This window comes from Leptospira yanagawae serovar Saopaulo str. Sao Paulo = ATCC 700523 (genome assembly GCF_000332475.2).
Taxonomy (GTDB): domain Bacteria; phylum Spirochaetota; class Leptospiria; order Leptospirales; family Leptospiraceae; genus Leptospira_A; species Leptospira_A yanagawae.
The window spans coordinates 447,065-465,982 of sequence record NZ_AOGX02000024.1; the positions used below are offsets into that span (position 1 = coordinate 447,065).

The following is an 18,918-nucleotide window of genomic DNA, read 5'->3' on the forward strand; positions in this document are numbered from 1 at the left end:
CCATTCGGGAATCTTTTTTCATTCTGTTTTCCGAAGCGTTTCCCCTAAAAACACAGTTTCTCTTTCTCATTTACAATTTTAGCAAAAAATAAACGTTAGCGTTCCATTTCACTCCAACTGTCTTTTTCCAATTCCTCTTCCTTTCCTAAATCAACAAACATCAATCGTTCTAATTCCGTATTCCTTTGTTTGGCTAAACTTATGTATTGCACTCGATCTTTCCGTAAGGCAAATAATTCCTGGAAGGTTTCATCATCATGGGCCAAAAAAATATTTTTAGCACGTTCCGCTGCATAGGACCGAGTACCTAATAGTTTTAATACATCTCCGCCGAGTTTGACAGCGGTTTCTCTCGTTTCTCTATAAATATATTCCAAACCCATTTCTTTTAAGTCGTAAGCCTCTTCTCTATCACCGGCCCTTGCTACAATTTGAATGTTTGGATAGTGGTGTTTCACGTTCCGAATGAGCTCTTGTTGTTTTTCAGGATGATCAAGTGCAGCAATTAAAATTTTAGCATGTTCTAATCCTGCGTTTTCCAATAATTCCATTCGAGTGGCATCACCAAAAAAAACTTTAAATCCAAATCGACCAAGCATTTCGACTCGGTCCGCATCATAATCTAAAATTGTGATTCCAACTCCATGCGATTTTAAAAATCGACCAACCATATTTCCAAATCGTCCAAATCCACAAATAATGATGGGATTTTCTTCTTTCTCAATTGAGCCTTTGGTTTCTTTTTTCGGTGCCTTGGATTGTAATAATTCAAAAAATGTTTTTTCGTATAACAACAATAAAATGGGAGTAGCTGCCATACTCAAGGCAACACAGGCGACAAGAATTACAGTAGTTTCTTTATCAAAAATCCCAAGACCTTCTGAATAACCAAACAATACAAATGAAAATTCACCTACTTGTGATAGAGCAAGGGACATGTATAAATTTTGGTCTAAAGGAAGTTTGAATAAAAATCCAAGTAGTAACAATACAATTGCTTTGGTAAAAATGATCCCAAAAACGATACCCAAAATGGTCATTGGGTGTTCCAACACTACGGGTAGATCCATCGAGGCACCTACACTTAAAAAAAATAAACCAAGTAGTAATCCTTTAAATGGTTCGATATTACTCTCTAATTCATGCCGAAATTCACTACTGGCAAGCACCACTCCGGCAAGGAAGGTTCCAAGGGCAGCTGAAACCCCAACGGCCCCCATAAGAACGGAAATCGCAATGACAAGTAATAAACTAGCACCCGTAAATATCTCACGACTCCCGGATTTTGCAATCAATCGAAAAAGTGGACTGAGTAAATACCGCCCAATTAAAATAATTCCCAAAACAACCAAAAGAACAACTAACGTTTTTTGGTAAGCAGGTAAATGGTCAACTAAAGAGTGACTATGTTCAGAAACACCACCTGATTCTTCACTTAACATGGGAAAGATGGCTAGAATCGGAATGACAGCCATATCTTGGAATAACAAAATCGAAAAGGAAGCCTGTCCTGACACCGATTTCATCAAACCTTTTTCTTTTAAAGTTTGTAAAACGATAGCTGTTGAGGATAACGATAAAATTAACCCCAATGCCAAAGAAGACTTCCATGAGAATTGAAAGTATAATGAGAAAACAAATACAAAAACGGTTGTAAGTAGTAGTTGTAAACCACCAAGGCCAAGTAACCAAAATTTCAAGCGCCACAGTAAATTTAATTCCAATTCCAAACCGATTGCAAATAACATCATCACCACACCGAACTCGGCAAAGTGTAATAAGTCTTTTCCTTCTGTGCCCACAAATCCAAACACAAATGGGCCAATGACAATACCTGCAACTAAGTAACCGAGAACAGAACCAAGCCCAAACCGGTTGGCAATGGGAACCATAATAATGGCACTCGTTAAATAGATCATGGCTTGAATGAAAAAATTAACTTCACCCATGGTTGGCCTCTAAATTTTCTAAAATAAAATTTTTGTACCGAATGGATTCTTTTTGGAATTCATCTTCTTTTAAGTGGAATGTACCTTGCACTAAAAATGGTTTTTTGTATTCCATTTTGCAAAGTTCTGCAGTCCTTTGGAAAGGCAGAAGGAATTCTTCTATCGAATGTCCGTGAAAACCTTCCTTTGTATATGCAGATGATGATCCACCTGTCGTGATCGCTTGAATCCATTTTTTGCCCTTTAAAAAATTTCCATTTTTACCATAAGCCCAGCCATCTTCTAATACAGAATCAATCCATTGTTTCAAAAGTGGTGGGCAACTGTACCAATAAAAAGGGTGTTGGAATAAAATCACATCATGACTCTGCAAATAGGATTGTTCTTCTTTAACGTTGATCGTAAAATGAGGGTATAGTTCGTATAAATCTCGTAATGTGATATCTTCCGAAATAGGGATCGAATCCAATAACATTTGATTTGCTTTGGAACGTTCCAAAAATGGATGGGCCAATAAAATTAAAATCTTTGCCATAAAGGTTAAAGGAAAAAGGCATTTCCAAGGAAGCAAACCATTAATTCCTGATTTCTATTGACCATTTCTAAAAAAATACTAAATTCGTCTTCTGTGGGAAATTTTTTTCTAATTTTGTTTTTATCTAGCTTTGTTTCCGAAGACATCACCTGTATCACTGCGGGAATCCTAGCCAATCAAAAAAAGCTCAGTTTATTCTTTGCGATTCTATTTACAGGATTTGGTATTTTCATTGGTGATTTGGGATTGTATGTGGTCGGATATTACTTCAAATCCATTTTCCAAAAAAGGAAATCAATTCATAACTTAAAAAATGCATTAACTAAAAATTCGTTTTTCCTTCAATGGAAACATCATTTTGTTTGGTCAATTTTTGTTTCCCGATTCGTTCCAGGGACTCGATTGCCTTTATACCTACTCAGTGGGTATTTCCGTATGCCTTTTTTTGTATTTACAAGTATCAGTTTTTTGGCAGTTGCACTTTGGACATCTGCTATTGTTTCGTTGGTTTATTTTTATGGCAAATTGGTTTCTAAGGATTTCCTTCACCAATCATTTATTTTGTGGGCCTTTGTTGTTGGACTTAGTTTTTATTTAAGTTTCAAAATCTTACAGATACTAATTTTTCCAGAAAAACGGAAGAACGTACATTTACTCTTTTTAAAATATTCAAAATTAGAATTTTGGCCGAGTTTTCTTTTTTATCTTCCACTCATTCCCTATCTCATCTATCTCAGTTTGCGGTACCGTGGAATTCGTTTTCTAACTACTGTTAATCCAGGAATCTATGTATCGGGAATTGCAGGAGAATCCAAATCAGATATACTAAACTTGATTCCAAAACCATTTGTTGCAAAATACTTACTTTTAAAGGATCACGAAGATGAAAAAGAAAAAAAAATCCAAAATTGGATGAAAAAAAATCAAATACGTTTTCCAATCATCGCAAAACCAGATGTAGGTGAAAGAGGTTTTCTGGTTCAAAAAATCCATAACCAAAAAGAGTTTTCAAAATTATTCCAAACTTATCCCATCGATTGGTTATTACAAGAGTATGTAAAGGGTCCTTTTGAAGTTGGAGTCTTTTACTTCCGCCATCCGAATGCGGAAAAAGGAAACCTATTTTCAATCACAGATAAAGTTTTCCCAAAACTCACAGGGGACGGTAACTCAACCATTGAAACACTCATTCGGAATCACCCGAGGTACCGGTTTCAATTCGAAACCCACAAAAAACACAACCAATTCCATTTACAAAAAGTTGTCCCAAAAGGGAAAACAATCCCAATTGGATCGATTGGGAATCATATCCAAGGTTGCCTCTTCCAAGATGGTGAATCGTATCGAACCAGAATCCTAGAAGAGCAAATCATAAAGATAGGAGACTCCACAAAGGGATTTTATTTTGGAAGATTTGATATTCGTTTTTCCAATCAAACTGATTTTCAAAAAGGGAAAAATTTTAAGATCATTGAACTCAATGGTGTGACAAGTGAGTCAACCAATCTCTATGATCCCAAATTTTCCATACTGCAAAGTTATTCCATTTTATTCAAACAATGGAAACTCATTTATGAAATTGGTTCTGTTAACTTTCGAAACGGAAACAAATTAACATCCTATCATAAATTGTTCCAAATATTAAAAGAACATAAAAATTATAGGAAAAATTTGAGTATTACTGAAAAAAATCCTTAAGATATGGTATTTTTTTTCGTTCAGAATAAGTAAGGTATAAGGAAAGGATAAAAACAAAGACAGCCAAACTAAATAAAAGTCCGCCATCTCCCATCACCACAATTCCTAAAAAAACAAAATGGGAAAGTATGGCACCTAACATCAAATTAAATGCTAACAATGCTCCAAGCCAAACAAACTGGGGAACGAGTAATAAAATAACACAAATCGTTTCCATTACAGCAAGTCCAATTCTCCCCCAAGGTTCCATCGCAAGTGTGGTAAAAATATAAACTGATTCTTCTGAACCTGTATACTTAAAATACAAAGTTTGTCCAATGATGAGAATCACCAAAATTCTGATTAAGTGGAACAATGTGGGGTGGAATAAAATTGATTTCATAAACTTTCCTCATTCACAATAATCGTTTTGATTTCTGTAAACCTTGTCCAAGGGATAAAATGACTTCCATCTTTCATTAGATAGGTTTTTTGTTTTCCCTGATACATAAGATCAAGGAAATAATTTGTATGTTCGATAGGAACAATTCCGTCAGATTCCCCATGTATGATGATCACAGGAATATTTGCGGTCATTACATCTCTTTTTAAAATCTCTAATTCTGATTTCAAAGGAAACATTTCTTCATTACTCCGAATCCATGAATCTGGTAAAACCAATTGGACCATGGAATGTTTCGCCAAATGGTTATAAAACTTGAGTTCTTCCCATTTTGGATCCATTGGTGCAGAAAGTAAAACCACTTTTAGTTTCGCTTTCCATTGAACTTGCAAAATGAGTCCCAATTTATAGGCAACGGGCCCGCCATACGAATGCCCAAGGATTGTGATTTCTTGGAAAAACAATTCATTCTTTTTCAAAAAAGTAAGGACCATATCTGCCAAACTTTCTGATTGCAATTTCAAGTTTGCTTGGAATGGATTTTGGATGGACTTTCCAAATCCTAATCGATCCGGAGCTAAAATGCAGTGTTCCTTTTGTAAGGACTCATCTTCCAAAAAGAAACGAAAATCCGATCCCTTGCCAGGGGAACCATGAATGAATACCAAAAGTTTTGTTTTTTTTCTACAGTCATTACTCCAAAAGAATATGTTCCCATGTTTGGTTGGAACAAAATCAGATTGTATGATTTCTTTCCCGTCATTGGGAAAAAATACGCAAGAAATGAGAAAGGAAGAAAACACAAAACATAATAGAAAAAACCAAATGATATACTGATTGGAACTGAGTTTTCTAGGAATGGGAACCACTTGGCATCCTAATAAAACAAAGCACCCGTTTTGTACATCCTTTGGAACAATTCATTGGGTTTTTTCGGATCTACGGCGTGCATATACTCAGGTAAAAATCCTTTTACAAGGAACATTTCGATATCTGCTTTATTTTTGATGGAAACAAATCCTCTTGGCTCACATTCAAAAACTTTTTTCACTTCTTCATATACATCACGAGAGATATTCACTTCACCAACAACTCCACTGCTTTCCAAACGACTGGCAGTGTTGACTGTATCCCCCCAAACGTCATAAGCAAACTTATCCGTTCCAACTACTCCAGCGACAAGTGGACCAATATGGATTCCCAAACGAATTTCCCAAAACTCCCTTCCTTGAATCGAATGGATTTCTTTTTGTTCTGCCATATACGATTGAAAGCCAAGACCACATAACACAGCATCAATGGCATTGGATTCGTTTTCTTTTGGAATTCCACCAACCGCCATATAAGCATCCCCAATGGTTTTGATTTTTTCCATTCGAAATTCTTTACAAATGTAATCGAAAGCTCGGAAAATTTGATCCAGTTCATGTACTAAATCTTCCGCATTCATTTTTTCTGCAATTTTGGTAAAACCAACCATATCACAAAACAATACCGAGGCGGCCTCGTAACGTTTTGGGATTACCCTTGCTTCTTTTTTTAACTCATCCGCAATTGGTTCTGGTAAAATATTGAGGAGAAGAGCATCTGATTTTTTCCTTTCAATGTTTAAATTTCGACTTAAGATAAAAATCAAAATACCTGTCAAAATTTGTACAAAAAGATAATTCCCACCAGCATCTAAGTAACGATCCATTTCATTGGCATACCCAGTCACCCATTCTCTATTGTAGTATTCCACAATGTACAATAGAGCAGAAACAGTGATATAAATAGAATAAACAAAGAAAACATTATGGTTTCTAATCAGAATGAGAGCGATGACCAGGGAAGGAATCAAATAATAATGGTTTCCTCCAATGGACCCTCCATTAAAGAACCACATGGAAGCCAAATAAAATAAAATCGTTAAATTGAAAGGCCAATACAAAATGAAATAAATACTTTTCACTCGGCTGAGGTAGTACATCGCAAGCATAAGGATCCCTGATCCCACATTCAAACAAATGAGGATGAGATAATTTTCTAGGTACAATACTCCAAAAACACCGAATAAATTGAGTAACCCATTCACAAGCGAAACTGTATTAAACAGTCGATGTTCCAGGGAATGTTTTTTGGGATCACCTAAAAAGAAATAAATCCATGCCATTGTAACTGTGAATTATCCTTCCTAAAATCGAAAGGATTCAAGTATTTTTCTTTGGTTTCCAAAGGTTATCACGAATTGACAATCGGTAATTATCCATTAGAATGGGATGTGATGCAAGTGGATGGCAAAAAAGCACTTCAAGTATTGGACCAAGCAAACGATGCAAAGGCGAAGGGTTCCATTGAATCTGCCTTATCGTTATATAAGGAATACCTTTCTATGGTCGATCCTTCCTTCACCCATGGTGTATGGCTATCAATGGCCGAAATTCTTTTCCAAACAAACCAATTGCAGGAAGCGCTGGTCCATTGCGACAAAGGGTTAGAGATCATGAAAGACTTTCTCCCTTGCCTCGAGCTTAAAAAAGAGATTCTAAGCTCAATGGAAAGAGTAGAAGAAGTAAAAAAGGTTGAGATTGTGATCAACCGATTGCAACAAGAAGAAAAAGCAAAATGGGATGATCCCAACCATTATTATCATTATCAGTAGAAGGATTGATCGGATCCCTTTTTTTAGTTTTTAAACTGACCATTCACCTTCATCTTGAAGTGAATGACGAGGATAAATCCATACTCCCAATTAAATTTTCTTAAATACCAATCGCGCTCACTGGTTCTAAATCACAGGCATCCGCTTGTAAAGAAGATGTAAGTGCCGGATTCCAAACCGAACTCCGTAAAGCGGAATTCGGTTTGTTACAATTTGCCACCTCAACCAATTGGCTTGTAAAAAAACTGGCATATTGGATTTCGATTAAAGCAAAACTGGTAATCTCTTTTTTGCATTTGTTAAAAGATTCCATTGTGTAGTATGTGCGATCTCCAATCCTCGTGATCCCTTCAAATAAAAAAGGAGCATTAAAAAGACCTGAAACAGAATCAAGAGTTGCCAAACTTGCGGTTTCAATGCTGTATTGTTTCAAACGAATGTAGGCTGTTTCCGAACAACGAATTGCCAAACACTGGCCTGAGTCGACTGTCATAAACGATCCAATGGATGAACCAATACTCAAACCCGATAAATCCGTTGTCCCACATGCACCAGCACTTGCGGTATAATAACATATGGCGTTAGAAGAAGTATTCTGTGTTTTTAAGATTTTACCAGTGAACCTAAGGGAACCACTTGTTTGGTTTGACCGGAAATACTGAGTCCCACCAGACGTAACCATTAAATCGACATAGTCTGTAACCGAAGGCAAATTGAAATTTGCGCCAGTAGTGGGCGTTGCAAAAGAAACGATAGCGGATGATTCGCTTTGGCAAGTGTAATTTGCATTTGAACTGGAGGTGGTACTAAATGAAGCAGACAAGATTCCCAAAAAACTCACTAAACTTAAATTGTTCCTATGTTCTTCTAATTGTTTTTTTGCTTCCTCGCCTCTAATTCCAAACGGAGAAAAAAAATTGGTGCAATTCGTAAAAAAGAGAAAAATAAAAATAGAAAACAGAATTTTTAACATAGATTATCTTCGACTTTCAGGTGTTAATCTGTCAAACATTTCTCGTTAGGTGAAACAAAACATATCCATATTTATATAAAAATATTCGATCAGTCTAAAGTGATTGTTTTAGGATCTTGGTGAAAGAAAAAAGCCCCTTCCCAAAGTTTCCTTCGAGAAGAGGCAACCGTCTTAAGGCAACTCTTGCCTTTTACGACTTAAGTGTTATTCAAAAGTCGTAATACAGAATTTGGTCTAAGGCTGGCTTGCGCTAGCATTGCCGTACCGCTTTGCACGAGAATTTGTTTCGTCGTGAGCGCTACCATTTCCTCAGCCATATCTGCGTCCCTAATCCTTGATTCGGATGCTTGCATATTTTCGTATGCACCCATGAGGCCTTTTGCAGTACTTTCGAGCCTATTTTGGTAAGCTCCCATATCTGCCCTCTGCTTCATGATCTTGTTCAAGGCGAAGTCCGCTTTGGCAATCGCTTCATCAGCTTTTCCAGGTGTAGAAAGTGCAATTTTAATCGCCCCTTCTGACATCTTTAAAGCTTTCGAAGTCATCGTTCCAATGTAGAAACGCTCTCTTTGCCTTGCGTTTGCTCCCATGTGAAACCACATCGATGCCTTTGTTGACTTTCGAGCGAAGTCTCCTTCAAACAGTTTCATTTTATTGAACTCTGCTTGAGAAGCAATTCGATCGATCTCATCCACCAGCGCAGATACTTCTACCTGCACGAGTTGCCTGTCCTCAGGTGTGTAGATTCCGTTCGATGTCTGGATCGCTAAGGTCCGGATTCGTTGGATGATTTCAGCCGACTGGTCGAGAAAACCCTCCGCAGTCTGGATGAAACTCAATCCATCTTCCGTATTCCTTTCCGCCTGACGTAAACCACGAATTTGTGTTCGTAGTTTTTCCGAAACAGCAAGACCAGAAGCATCATCACCGGCAAGGTTGATCCTTTGCCCAGTGGAGAGGTTCCTCATGGTCTTATCTACATCCCATTGTGTAAACTTGAGAGCACGATGTGATTGGATCGCACTCATGTTGTGATTGATAATCATTGGCCTACACTCCTTTGTGTATTACCAAGAACGGTCTGTATTTCGTTCTTAGCCGGACAATCCCTGTCCGGTGTCAAGGATGAGCTTTCATTTTGCCACCTGGCAGGGGAAAGCCGGCTGATTATCTAATTACAACTCTTCAGTTACACTAACCACTCACTTCATTAACGTTTGTTAACGAAGGAGAGAAAGAACTCCTTGTGGACGAACATTCGCCTGAGCTAACATAGCAGTTCCAGATTGAACTAAAATCTGGTTCTTTGTGAAAGCCACAGTTTCTTCTGCCATATCCGCATCACGGATCCTAGACTCGGAAGCTTGGGTATTCTCATAAGCGTTCATGAGCCCTTTTGCAGTATGCTCAAGACGGTTAAAGTAGGCACCTAAGTTTGCTCTTTGTTTGCTAATACGTGTTAACGCAGCATCCAAAGTTCCGATCGCATCATTTGACTTGTCAGCAGTAGATAAAGACAAGAGTTCTCCACTTTGACCTTTAAGATTAAGTGCACGTGCAGTCATTGTTGCAATGAACACTCTTTCTCTTTGGTGCATGTTTGGTCCCAAATGAAACCACATAGAGGTTGCTCTTGATCCACGTGCAAAATCACCTAGAAGCAAATTCATTTTATTGAATTCTGCTTGGGAAGCAATTCTGTCCACTTCGTCGATAAGTTGTGATACTTCGACTTGGATCATTTGTCTGTCTTCTTCAGTATAAATACCGTTAGACGATTGGATTGCAAGGGTACGAATTCTTTGAATGATATCATTCGATTCTTGCAAAAACCCTTCCGTTGTTTGGATGAGGCTCATACCGTCTTCGGTATTTCTTTCTGCTTGTCTAAGACCATTCACTTGCGTTCTCATTTTTTCCGAAACGGCAAGGCCAGATGCATCATCACCTGCTCGGTTGATGCGCATACCTGAGGAGAGTTTTTCCATATTTTTGGAGACTTCCTCGTTTTGGAACTTGAGTACGCGATGTGAGTTGATCGCGGCTAAATTGTGGTTTATGATCATGGGTTTCCTCCTTGAAACTTGATCTGGCAAACGAGAGAATCCCTTCTCTCGCTTTTTTTTGTGTCTGGCTTTCAGGCCCCATTGGTGCCTAAAATCTCTATTTATTCCCTTAGTATGTCGGTGATTGGAGATAGGAAATTAATTCGAAGGAATTGATATGTTTTTGGAAGATTTTGGCATTTTTTGCCAAATTTTGAAGGATTTTGCTGACTTTAGCGTTTTATTTTTTTTAAAAAAAATTCTATTTTTCCCCATACGATCATCGGTATTTCTCCATTTTCCATAAGCAAAATTTGAAAAATGGAGAAAAAACGCGGGGAATCCCCAAAATTAGCGGGTGGCGAGTGGTGAGAGGGAATTCCATTGGTACACTGGATTCAAGTTTCCAGAAAATTTATGTTCAATGGTTTTGATGTCTTTAAAATTTTCAAAAAGGCTTGCATTTAACGCCTGTAAGGTTTGATCCATCGCTTGGATCCTACGTTTATTCAAAACTTCTTCCGATTCCTTAGGACCGGTATCTGTTCCACCGGTATAATAGGTGATGGTATCTACTGGTGCATTTGGATTCTCATCGTCGGAATCAAGTGATTCCCCTTCTTGTTTGGTGCGGGGTAATCGGTATTTTTCCATAATGGATTCCAATTTACTTGTATTCCAATCAATCACGAGTTTTTGATTTTTGTTTATGAACCAGGATTGTTTTAAAGCAAAACGAATGTCCAAAAGTTTTTTAGGTGAAAAAAGTTTTCCATCCTTTGCCAATGCTTCCACAGAATCAAAGTAAGGTGGTGCTCCCACTTCGCCAACAATTTGGTAAACCAGTGCACTATTTTCTTCCTGTTTTAATACCTTACGATGGATGGGGATTTGTTCCCCTTCTCCATTCGAAATATAAATCACGATAGGTTCTCTATGATCGAGAGATGGATAGGAATACAATTGAAAGGGTACCAGTAAGCGGAATGGATTTTGTTCCGCTAAGATGAAAAAACTAAAAAAGAGAAGTAAGCTAAACCATGAGCCAAATAAAAAAATAAAATCGCGAGTGAGTTTGGTTTCCCCTGTTCCAATTTTGTAAAACCGAAGGGATACCGTTTTTAGAAACTCCCAATAGGTATTGATTAATTCTTTAATCTTTTGCAGATGCGTATTCATGGATTCCTTTGATCACACTCCGAGCAATTTTCTTTTGGAAGGTTTTATCACGGAGTTTTTTACTTTCTTCGGGGTTTGTCAGATACCCCATTTCCACAAGTACAGCAGGCATAAGGCTACCTCGCAAGACAGAAAAATCCGCCTTTTTCACTCCTCGAGAAGGAATTTCAGGACTCAAAGCCTTTTCGTATTGTTCTGCCACGGCATCCGCCAATTTTTTGGATCGCCTTTGGGTCACACTGGAAAGCATTTGGGACTGGATCTCGGAGACCACTGGGTTTTTGTGTTTTCCAATGGTGCGGTTTTCGAGGAGGGCCGTTTCCCTAGCCGTTTCTGTACTAGGACTCTGAGAGAGGTAATACACTTCAAATCCAGCCGCTTTGTCAGAAAGAGATGCATTGCAATGGAAACTGATAAAGATCACGTCCCTTGTATCGGAAAGCACCCGGTTGGCAAATTTGGAACGGTCTTCTAACTCCACAAATCTATCATCTTTTCGCACCATCTCCACACGGATTTCTGGGTAGTACTTTCGTAAGTACAAATAGGTATACCGTGCCACCCCAAGGCTTACCTCTTTTTCAAAATACCCTGTTTGATCGGATGTCCCCGGGTCTTTTCCCCCGTGACCTGCATCAATCACAATGGCTTTCACACCTAAACTCCGTTTGGGAACGGTTTCTTTTGGAATGAGTACAAGGAGTTCCGATTCTTTGAATTGGTAACGCACATCATATGCGATCAAATTGAGTAAAACTGCCTCGACCATATCCAAAGGGAGGTACACTTCGTCCTCTTTTTTTAAGATGGCTTTAGGGAGTTTGTAAATCTTACCATCCAAAGTATAAAAGCTACTTCCAATCCGAAATTGTAGGTTCCCCTGTGGGGTATAAATCCCACCGACACTCGTGTACTTTTTTAGTTTGGTGGAAAGCTCTGGTAAAATGGATTTAAGATCAGAAAAGGCGATATAGTTCCCTTTCCCGTAGATCGGAAGTTTGGCGACTTCTCCTCTAACGAGAGTAGGGATACAGAAAAGAAAAAGGAGTATTAATCTTTTTTGAAAATTGAAAGGATTCGTTTCCAAATCGATTGTTTCTGTTTTTTGGATTGTTTCACTTCGTTGATATCGAAGAGATTTCGTCTAGGGTCATTCTTTTGGTACGACTTCCCTTGTTCTTTCTTTTTGTTTTGGTGTTTGCCTTTTCCTTCTTTTGATGGGTGACCATGTTTGAATTCATGGTGTGTCATCTTGGCTGGGTGTTTGTGGCCTTCCGTTCCACTGTGTGGATGCCCACCGGGGTGACTCATCTTGGCAGGAGGATGGCCTCCCGTTTTCCCTTTATGACGATTCCTATCACCTGACCTATGTTCGCCGCGATCCCCACCGCGTTCAGGGCGACTCGAACGATCTCCCTGCCTTGGTTTTCCACCCCGACCACCTCTTTCGCGGTCTTGGTATTTTTTTTCACCAGGGATCACTTCATCGGTAAATACTGGTGTGAATTCACCCGTTGGGAATTCCAAATATTCTTCTCTGATTTCTCCCACAGGGATTTTAGAATTGAGGTATTTTTCAATGCGTTCGAGTTCCGTGTAATCGGTCTCAGAACAGAGTCCGATAGACTGTCCTTTCCTACCAGCACGTGCCGTCCTACCAATGCGGTGTACATAATTTTCAGCGTCTTGGGGTAGGTCGTAGTTATACACCACATCTATGTTTTCGATGTCAATCCCACGCGAGGCAACATCGGTTGCGATGAGGTATTTGTACTTTCCTGCTTTAAAATCACGAAGTAAGCGGATGCGTTTTTTTTGGTCGAGTTCCGAAGAAAGTCCCGTTGCCGTGATTCCGTATTTACGAAGCACAGATACAATCTTTGGGATATTCATTTTGTAGTTGGTAAAAATGATCCCAAGACCTTCAATTTGGTAGTTTAACAAGGAGTTGACGAGGTATGGGAGTTTTTCTTCCCTTCCCAAATGTAAGAGGGTTTGGTCGATCCGTTCCGTGATGACTTTTTCCGGATTGATATGAACTTCGATGGGATCATTCAAATACCGGCTCGCAAGTCTTACCACTTCATAACTGAGAGTGGCACTAAACAGGAGTGATTGTTTTCTATTTTTACATTTATGGAAGATGTACTTGAGGTCTTGGACAAACCCCATATCGAACATTCTGTCCGCTTCATCTAAGATCACCACTTTGATGTTTTCCAAAGAGAGACCATGGTTTTTGACAAAGTCAATGAGCCGACCAGGTGTTGCCACGATAATGCAAGCTTTGTTTCCAAGTGCTTGTTCTTGTGACTTGTAATCGGTTCCTCCAATGATGGTAGCCACCCCAAAGTCTGTGAACTCGAGGAGTTTTTTTGCTTCTTCTGCAATTTGGATGGTTAGTTCTCTTGTGGGTGCAAGGACAAGTGCATACGGAAGTGCTTCCTCTTCCTCTGCCGATAGGAGCCTATGCAAAGTGGGAAGTAAAAATGCCATTGTCTTTCCTGTTCCGGTTTGGGCAAGACCTGTGAGGTCATTGCCTTCCATGGCGAACGGAATGGATTTGGCTTGGATGGGAGTGAGCTCAGTGTAGCCGATTTTATCTAGGGCTTTTCTTAGAGACTCATGGAAAGGTAATTCGTTAAATTTCATATTGGATTTCAGTGTTTTCTTTTTCTGGCAATCAGTTCGATGGTATCACCATAAGCAAATTGGTTTGCATACAGTCGATACAGCCATTCGGGGAATTTGCCTCGGAGGCCTAAATCCCGGTAGGAGTGATACGACATAGGTCTAACATAGTTCACGTCAAAGCCAAGGATTGACAAGAGTTTTTTCAGAGAGTGAACGGAGTAGTCAAAAAAGTGGTCAGAGGGATGGGTGCGAAACCATTCGACTGGATTTGTTTGGAAACTAGGACCAAAACTAGAAGGAACAGCTAGGTACAAAAACCCACCCGGTTGCAACCAAGAGTTTAGCCGGTTCCAAATCCCTTCAATGTCGGGAAGGTGTTCGATCACAAAAAAGGCAGTGATCACGGAGAAGGAATGGTTCCATTCCCCTTCCCCCACTGATAGGACCGAACGTCTTTCCACAGTTAGTCCTAGTTTGGATTTTGAATATTCTACTTCTTTCGGAGAGAGTTCTAATCCTCTAGTATGGTAGCCACATTGCCGTGCTTCGTCTAAAAAAAATCCAGCGGCCGATCCGATCTCCAAAAGGGAATGGTTTTGAAACATCCCATTTCTTTGTCCTTTTTCGAACGGAACCATCTTTGCTAAATTTGTTAGGCGACGTTTTGCCATGTTACGAAGGTTTGTTTCATCTTCGTAATAAGATTTTTTGTATTGGGACATGTATTCTTCCATGAAGTAACTGTCCCCATACTCCCTTTGTTTTGCCGGTAAATATCGCAAAACACCAGTATGTTGGCAGATTTCGTAATATTCCGGGAATTTACGATGGGGAGTGAACGCAAACAAACTCAATAAAAGGTTCTCTTTTTGGATTCCAAAGATTTTTCATACTGGGCTCTTGCCGCACGTTTGTTTTCATAGGCTTCCGACAAACTGGGGTTTAAGTCGATGGCTGTTTGGAAACTGGAAAGTGCCCGTTTGAATTCCCCATTTTTAAAATAACAAACTCCCAAATAATTATGTGCTTTGGAAGAAATGGTTGGTGTGACATCGGAACGTGTGATGACGGTTAATTCTTCGATCGCTTTTTCGCGGTCAACAAGGGATCCTGAATCAATTAGGATTTTAGCAAGGACAAGCCTTGATTCCATATCTTCAGGGTCGATGTGGGTGGCACGGAATGCTTCTTCTTTTGCTCGTTTCGATAAACCTGTGTTCCCACTACTTGCATAACTTAAGGCAAGTTTTCTGTGAGCGAGTTTGATTTCTTTTGGATCCTTTGCATTTTCCAAAACATACACTAACATCTTTTCGGCGGCCGGGTAATTTTTAGTTTGGATGTACACGTCGGCAAGTTTTAGCCTTGCTTCATAAAGCTCCGGTTTCCAAGCAATTGCCTCTTCGTATTCTGAAATGGCTTCCGAATAAAAACGATTTTCTAAATAATAATCCGCAATGGCAAGCCTGGAAGGAACATGATTGGGATCAAGTGCCTGTGACTTACGTAAGGATTCAATCGCCATGGTAGGTTTCCCTGCATGTAAATAGGAAAGGCCCAAATTATAATACGCCGATTGGTTTTTGGGATTTAAGGAAAGGGCCCCTTCAAAGGCAGCGATGCTTTCCGAATACCGTTCCATTTCATCTAAGATGATCCCAAGGTTTACGTAAGCAGTTTCCGAATAGGTATCCCCTGGTGTTAGGCGGATGATCCGACGGAATAGGCTTTCTGCTTCCACAAGTTCCCCTTTTTTGTAATAGAGCTCGGCTAATGCAAAAAGAGAATCCACATCTGACGGTTTTAAGAGGAGTGCTTTTTTTAAAGCTGTGATTGCCATATTGGTTTGTCCCATGGACAAAAACGCATCGGCAATGTAACGGTAGACTTCTGGTTCATTGGCATTGGAATCGAGAGCTTTTTGAAAGTATTTGGCAGCCTCTTCAGGCACTTTTTTTTTCAAATACACCAAACCTAAGTTATAGTAAGCTTTGGCATCCCCTGTTTTCAAACGGATCACTTCACGGAAATAATACTCAGCCCTGTCATAATCTTCCCTTTGGTAGAAGATTGTTCCTAAATGTCCGTAGGATAACACAGCTGTTTGGGAATTCGGTGCAGTTTGTACTACTTTTTGGAATTCAGCGATGGCTTCAGCGATATTCCCTTGTTTTAAGTAACTGATGGCAAGGTTATACGTGAGTGTGACATCAGTTGGTGCAAGGGATTGTCCTTCCTTGTATGCTTCAATGGCACTTTGTGGGTCTCCAATTTCCTGGAATAAATTCCCTTGTAAGAGGGCAACACGGTAATCATTCGGTGCAATTTCTTTCGCGCGCTGTGCGGCACGCCTTGCTTCTTCAAATTTCCCTGCATGTTTGAAAGCAAGAGACAAATTATAAAACGCAAAATAGTTTTTGGAATCGTATTGGATGGCTTTTTCCAATCGTTCGATGGCATTGATGTAACGCCCTGCTTCATCATACATCACCCCGAGCACCGTTAGGGCAATGGATTTGTCTTCATCACTTCCAGGGGAATTTAAAAATTCTTCACAAACAGTCCCTACACGGTTCACATAACGGTTGTGATAGGCATTGAGGCATGCCGCAAGTTTTGGGTTCACCGAATCATCTGGAAGATAGGGTTTATCAACAAGGAGGTTCAGTGCTTTTTTATCTGTGGGTAAGTCTTTTAGGACCTTGGCAATCTCTTCCGGATTTTGTTTTTTTTGTAGATACCACCAGTAAGCGGCGGTTAAAAATCCAAGAACGAGAAGGACAAGAAACGACCAAAACAAAAACGATAATACGGGCCGCCTTACCGTTGTTTCTGATTCATAAGTTGTTTCTTTTTCTTTCTCTTTGCCCAGGTTCCTTAAGTATGGATCTTCCTGGTAATAACTTGGCTTGGAGGTTTGTTCCTCAATGCGAAAGCGGTTTTTTTGGATGGGATCCATTTCTTTATTTAGTGGGAATCTTTAGGTAAGATCTCCTTCTTATAGAAGGCATCGAGCAGTCCGTTGATGAATTGCGCTGATTCGTCCGTTTCAAATTCCTTCGTAAGCTCTACCGCTTCATTGATGACAACGGGTGCGGCAAGGAAAGGTTCCTTTTGCAAACTTAGGATCGACAAACGTAAGATACAACGATTGACCACGGAAATACGCGAAAGTTCCCAGTTCTCCGAATACTTCTTGATTAGAGTATCGATCGCTTTTCGATTTTCAACCACTCCTTTCACAAGAAAGACAGCATATTCCTTTTCTTCTCGGGTGATTTTTTTGTCGTACCAATCAAATTTCATCGCTCGGTCTGGGTCTGTCCCCACCAAATCAATTTGGTAGAGGCACATCAGCGCAAGGCTACGCCCACGGTGTCTGGAACTCATCCGATCTCTTTGAAAAGATTTGCCATTTCAATGGCTGTGGTCGCTGCTTCGTACCCTTTGTTTCCAGCTTTCGTTCCTGCCCTTTCAATCGCTTGTTCGATGGATTCTGTGGTGATCACACCGAAAATCACAGGAACCGATCCGTCGGCAACCGATCCTACTTTTGCCGCTTCACCAGAAACCAAATCATAATGGGAAGTGGCTCCGCGGATCACTGCCCCTAAGCAAACGATGGCAGAGAATTGGAATTTTTTCGATTGTAAAACACGTTTCACGGTTTGGGGGAGTTCAAACGCTCCCGGCACATAGATGACAGTGACATCAGAGTCCTGGACTCCATGTTGTCTGTATGCGTCTTTGGCCCCTTTTAAAAGAGACTCTGTGATGAATTCATTGAACTTGGAAACGATGACACAATGTTTTTGTCCGTTTCCGATTCGTGTTCCTTCCAATTGTGCTGTCATGTATCCAAGTTCCTAAAGAGGGCTTATTTCGCAAGACGAATGACAAGGGTAATTTTCCCGTCTGGGTTTTCCACCACTTCAAAACCATCACGTTCCAGTGCCTTTTTGGCTCGGTAAATGGCCAAATTCACAACATTGGTTTTTTCTTCCGTTTGTTTTTGTGGTTCCCGTATCATAGGCCCCCCTATCCCTTTAAAGTTCGGAGTGGGACATGGTGAATCTTAAATGCCAATGGCTTTACAAGGGAGAATTGTTTTCCTCTTATGTCATATAGGTAGAAAATGAAGAAAAAGAAATCTGTAAAGAAGGCCAAAAAAAGAAAACCGGTAGTGTATACCGAGAAGGATTTTATCGTTAAACCATCTTCTGTTCCTAATATTGGTATGGGACTTTTCACCAAACAAACATTATACAAAGGTGATACTGTTGGTTATTACATGGGTAAAATCATTACCGATGAACAAGCAGAATCAAACAAATATGTGGATTCAAAATACCTTCTTTGGATCTGTAAAGATTGGTGGATTTATGGGGAAGGAAAAGAATCAAATTACACCCGTTATATCAATCATTCTTCCAAACCCAATGCAGAACTCATCACTTCTGTCAGATGGAAAACAGCTCGTTTTAAGGTCCTAAAAACAATTAAGGAAGGGGAAGAGATCTTTTTTGATTATGGAAAGGACTATTGGGATAACGTTGATTTCAAACCGAAGTGATTCGGTTTTCGATACTTGGACGAGTAACAATACCCGCAAGGGATCCATTCGATTTTGCGGGCAAAAACTGCATTCGGTTTGCTCTTTATAAAATGCCCTGACCAAATCCGGATGGTTTTCGGGTTATCTCACCTTTTTCTGCTTCTTCCAGAGTTTCCACATAACGAATGACAGAATCATTCATGCGGAATACCCCTTCTTGGGTTTCGCGGTGGTTCCACTGGCAGAAAACAATGTTGCCCACGATAAAAAGCGCGGATAGAACTAAGGGAAAACGGTAAAATTTCGTCATAAACACCCTCCGATCTC

Annotated in this window: 20 protein-coding genes; 3 read left to right on the top strand and 17 right to left on the bottom strand. The window is 39.8% G+C overall.

What is annotated here, in order from left to right; translation table 11 throughout:
- Positions 1 to 95: 95 nt before the first annotated feature.
- Together LEP1GSC202_RS13825 and LEP1GSC202_RS13830 are read right to left on the bottom strand one after the other, a co-directional pair.
- Positions 96 to 1,949, bottom strand: a complete 1,854-nt coding sequence (locus tag LEP1GSC202_RS13825; RefSeq protein ID WP_039929017.1) for a monovalent cation:proton antiporter-2 (CPA2) family protein — start codon at positions 1,947 to 1,949, stop codon at positions 96 to 98.
- Entirely contained in the window at positions 1,942 to 2,484 is a 543-nt protein-coding gene (locus tag LEP1GSC202_RS13830; RefSeq protein WP_039929018.1) for an NAD(P)H-dependent oxidoreductase, read from the bottom strand. Before LEP1GSC202_RS13830 ends, LEP1GSC202_RS13825 begins: the two co-directional genes overlap by 8 nt.
- A 114-nt stretch (positions 2,485 to 2,598) precedes the next feature.
- Between LEP1GSC202_RS13830 and LEP1GSC202_RS13835 the strand changes: the two genes are divergently transcribed.
- Positions 2,599 to 4,182: a DedA family protein gene (locus LEP1GSC202_RS13835; protein ID WP_244147727.1), complete on the top strand. Its 1,584-nt coding sequence runs from the start codon at positions 2,599 to 2,601 to the stop codon at positions 4,180 to 4,182.
- Here the strand turns inward: LEP1GSC202_RS13835 and LEP1GSC202_RS13840 are convergent.
- Genes LEP1GSC202_RS13840 through LEP1GSC202_RS13850 form a run of 3 tightly spaced genes read right to left on the bottom strand, consistent with a single transcriptional unit; the run spans position 4,163 to position 6,716 of the window.
- On the bottom strand, positions 4,163 to 4,564 hold the full coding sequence (locus LEP1GSC202_RS13840; protein ID WP_015678011.1) for a hypothetical protein: 402 nt from the start codon (positions 4,562 to 4,564) through the stop codon (positions 4,163 to 4,165). The genes LEP1GSC202_RS13835 and LEP1GSC202_RS13840 overlap by 20 nt on opposite strands.
- Entirely contained in the window at positions 4,561 to 5,433 is an 873-nt protein-coding gene (locus tag LEP1GSC202_RS13845) for an alpha/beta fold hydrolase (RefSeq protein WP_015678405.1), read from the bottom strand. Before LEP1GSC202_RS13845 ends, LEP1GSC202_RS13840 begins: the two co-directional genes overlap by 4 nt.
- Before the next feature lie 8 nt (positions 5,434 to 5,441).
- Positions 5,442 to 6,716, bottom strand: coding sequence for an adenylate/guanylate cyclase domain-containing protein (locus LEP1GSC202_RS13850; RefSeq protein ID WP_015678330.1), 1,275 nt, complete (start codon positions 6,714 to 6,716; stop codon positions 5,442 to 5,444).
- A 75-nt stretch (positions 6,717 to 6,791) separates the two neighbouring features.
- Here LEP1GSC202_RS13850 and LEP1GSC202_RS13855 point away from each other — a divergent pair, with 75 nt between their 5' ends.
- Positions 6,792 to 7,205, top strand: coding sequence for a tetratricopeptide repeat protein (locus tag LEP1GSC202_RS13855; protein WP_244147728.1), 414 nt, complete (start codon positions 6,792 to 6,794; stop codon positions 7,203 to 7,205).
- Positions 7,206 to 7,305: 100 nt separating this feature from the next.
- Here LEP1GSC202_RS13855 and LEP1GSC202_RS13860 read toward each other — a convergent pair whose 3' ends face one another.
- The 11 genes from LEP1GSC202_RS13860 to LEP1GSC202_RS20040 form a co-directional block, all read right to left on the bottom strand.
- Positions 7,306 to 8,178: a hypothetical protein gene (locus LEP1GSC202_RS13860; RefSeq protein ID WP_015678176.1), complete on the bottom strand. Its 873-nt coding sequence runs from the start codon at positions 8,176 to 8,178 to the stop codon at positions 7,306 to 7,308.
- A 197-nt stretch (positions 8,179 to 8,375) separates the two neighbouring features.
- Positions 8,376 to 9,224 carry a flagellin N-terminal helical domain-containing protein gene (locus LEP1GSC202_RS13865; RefSeq protein ID WP_015678044.1) on the bottom strand — a complete coding sequence of 283 codons (849 nt, stop codon included), beginning with the start codon at positions 9,222 to 9,224 and terminating at the stop codon, positions 8,376 to 8,378.
- A gap of 174 nt (positions 9,225 to 9,398) precedes the next feature.
- Positions 9,399 to 10,244 carry a flagellin N-terminal helical domain-containing protein gene (locus tag LEP1GSC202_RS13870; RefSeq protein WP_039929019.1) on the bottom strand — a complete coding sequence of 282 codons (846 nt, stop codon included), beginning with the start codon at positions 10,242 to 10,244 and terminating at the stop codon, positions 9,399 to 9,401.
- Positions 10,245 to 10,574: 330 nt separating this feature from the next.
- On the bottom strand, positions 10,575 to 11,402 hold the full coding sequence (locus LEP1GSC202_RS13875) for an LIC_10740 family protein (protein ID WP_015678156.1): 828 nt from the start codon (positions 11,400 to 11,402) through the stop codon (positions 10,575 to 10,577).
- Complete coding sequence (locus LEP1GSC202_RS13880; RefSeq protein WP_039929070.1) at positions 11,377 to 12,372, bottom strand: N-acetylmuramoyl-L-alanine amidase; 996 nt, start codon at positions 12,370 to 12,372, stop codon at positions 11,377 to 11,379. Before LEP1GSC202_RS13880 ends, LEP1GSC202_RS13875 begins: the two co-directional genes overlap by 26 nt.
- 80 nt (positions 12,373 to 12,452) lie before the next feature.
- Positions 12,453 to 14,054 carry a DEAD/DEAH box helicase gene (locus tag LEP1GSC202_RS13885; RefSeq protein WP_015678362.1) on the bottom strand — a complete coding sequence of 534 codons (1,602 nt, stop codon included), beginning with the start codon at positions 14,052 to 14,054 and terminating at the stop codon, positions 12,453 to 12,455.
- A gap of 8 nt (positions 14,055 to 14,062) precedes the next feature.
- Positions 14,063 to 14,890 carry a class I SAM-dependent methyltransferase gene (locus tag LEP1GSC202_RS13890; RefSeq protein WP_039929020.1) on the bottom strand — a complete coding sequence of 276 codons (828 nt, stop codon included), beginning with the start codon at positions 14,888 to 14,890 and terminating at the stop codon, positions 14,063 to 14,065.
- Positions 14,887 to 16,995: a tetratricopeptide repeat protein gene (locus LEP1GSC202_RS13895; protein ID WP_015678089.1), complete on the bottom strand. Its 2,109-nt coding sequence runs from the start codon at positions 16,993 to 16,995 to the stop codon at positions 14,887 to 14,889. Before LEP1GSC202_RS13895 ends, LEP1GSC202_RS13890 begins: the two co-directional genes overlap by 4 nt.
- Before the next feature lie 8 nt (positions 16,996 to 17,003).
- Positions 17,004 to 17,426: a transcription antitermination factor NusB gene (gene nusB / locus LEP1GSC202_RS13900; protein WP_083930025.1), complete on the bottom strand. Its 423-nt coding sequence runs from the start codon at positions 17,424 to 17,426 to the stop codon at positions 17,004 to 17,006.
- Complete coding sequence (gene ribH, locus LEP1GSC202_RS13905) at positions 17,423 to 17,890, bottom strand: 6,7-dimethyl-8-ribityllumazine synthase (protein ID WP_015678320.1); 468 nt, start codon at positions 17,888 to 17,890, stop codon at positions 17,423 to 17,425. The genes nusB and ribH overlap by 4 nt, the downstream gene beginning before the upstream one ends.
- 23 nt (positions 17,891 to 17,913) lie before the next feature.
- Positions 17,914 to 18,066 (bottom strand): hypothetical protein, encoded by a 153-nt coding sequence (locus LEP1GSC202_RS20040; protein ID WP_015678387.1) that lies wholly within the window; start codon positions 18,064 to 18,066, stop codon positions 17,914 to 17,916.
- A gap of 105 nt (positions 18,067 to 18,171) precedes the next feature.
- On the opposite strand from LEP1GSC202_RS20040, the gene LEP1GSC202_RS13910 reads away from it, so the two are divergent.
- The gene (locus LEP1GSC202_RS13910; protein ID WP_015678381.1) at positions 18,172 to 18,609 is read left to right on the top strand and encodes an SET domain-containing protein; all 438 of its coding nucleotides are present in this window, start codon (positions 18,172 to 18,174) and stop codon (positions 18,607 to 18,609) included.
- Between the two features lie 85 nt (positions 18,610 to 18,694).
- Here the strand turns inward: LEP1GSC202_RS13910 and LEP1GSC202_RS13915 are convergent, their stop codons facing one another.
- The gene (locus LEP1GSC202_RS13915; protein WP_039929021.1) at positions 18,695 to 18,901 is read right to left on the bottom strand and encodes a hypothetical protein; all 207 of its coding nucleotides are present in this window, start codon (positions 18,899 to 18,901) and stop codon (positions 18,695 to 18,697) included.
- Positions 18,902 to 18,918: the final 17 nt, after the last annotated feature.

Coding starts and splice junctions, on each gene's coding strand:
- LEP1GSC202_RS13825 (WP_039929017.1), bottom strand. CDS start 1,949: ATGGGTGAAGTTAATTTTTTCATTCAAGCCATGATCTATTTAACGAGT.
- LEP1GSC202_RS13830 (WP_039929018.1), bottom strand. CDS start 2,484: ATGGCAAAGATTTTAATTTTATTGGCCCATCCATTTTTGGAACGTTCC.
- LEP1GSC202_RS13840 (WP_015678011.1), bottom strand. CDS start 4,564: ATGAAATCAATTTTATTCCACCCCACATTGTTCCACTTAATCAGAATT.
- LEP1GSC202_RS13850 (WP_015678330.1), bottom strand. CDS start 6,716: ATGGCATGGATTTATTTCTTTTTAGGTGATCCCAAAAAACATTCCCTG.
- LEP1GSC202_RS13860 (WP_015678176.1), bottom strand. CDS start 8,178: ATGTTAAAAATTCTGTTTTCTATTTTTATTTTTCTCTTTTTTACGAAT.
- LEP1GSC202_RS13865 (WP_015678044.1), bottom strand. CDS start 9,224: ATGATTATCAATCACAACATGAGTGCGATCCAATCACATCGTGCTCTC.
- LEP1GSC202_RS13870 (WP_039929019.1), bottom strand. CDS start 10,244: ATGATCATAAACCACAATTTAGCCGCGATCAACTCACATCGCGTACTC.
- LEP1GSC202_RS13875 (WP_015678156.1), bottom strand. CDS start 11,402: ATGAATACGCATCTGCAAAAGATTAAAGAATTAATCAATACCTATTGG.
- LEP1GSC202_RS13885 (WP_015678362.1), bottom strand. CDS start 14,054: ATGAAATTTAACGAATTACCTTTCCATGAGTCTCTAAGAAAAGCCCTA.
- LEP1GSC202_RS13895 (WP_015678089.1), bottom strand. CDS start 16,995: ATGGATCCCATCCAAAAAAACCGCTTTCGCATTGAGGAACAAACCTCC.
- nusB (WP_083930025.1), bottom strand. CDS start 17,426: ATGAGTTCCAGACACCGTGGGCGTAGCCTTGCGCTGATGTGCCTCTAC.
- ribH (WP_015678320.1), bottom strand. CDS start 17,890: ATGACAGCACAATTGGAAGGAACACGAATCGGAAACGGACAAAAACAT.
- LEP1GSC202_RS20040 (WP_015678387.1), bottom strand. CDS start 18,066: ATGATACGGGAACCACAAAAACAAACGGAAGAAAAAACCAATGTTGTG.
- LEP1GSC202_RS13910 (WP_015678381.1), top strand. CDS start 18,172: ATGAAGAAAAAGAAATCTGTAAAGAAGGCCAAAAAAAGAAAACCGGTA.
- LEP1GSC202_RS13915 (WP_039929021.1), bottom strand. CDS start 18,901: ATGACGAAATTTTACCGTTTTCCCTTAGTTCTATCCGCGCTTTTTATC.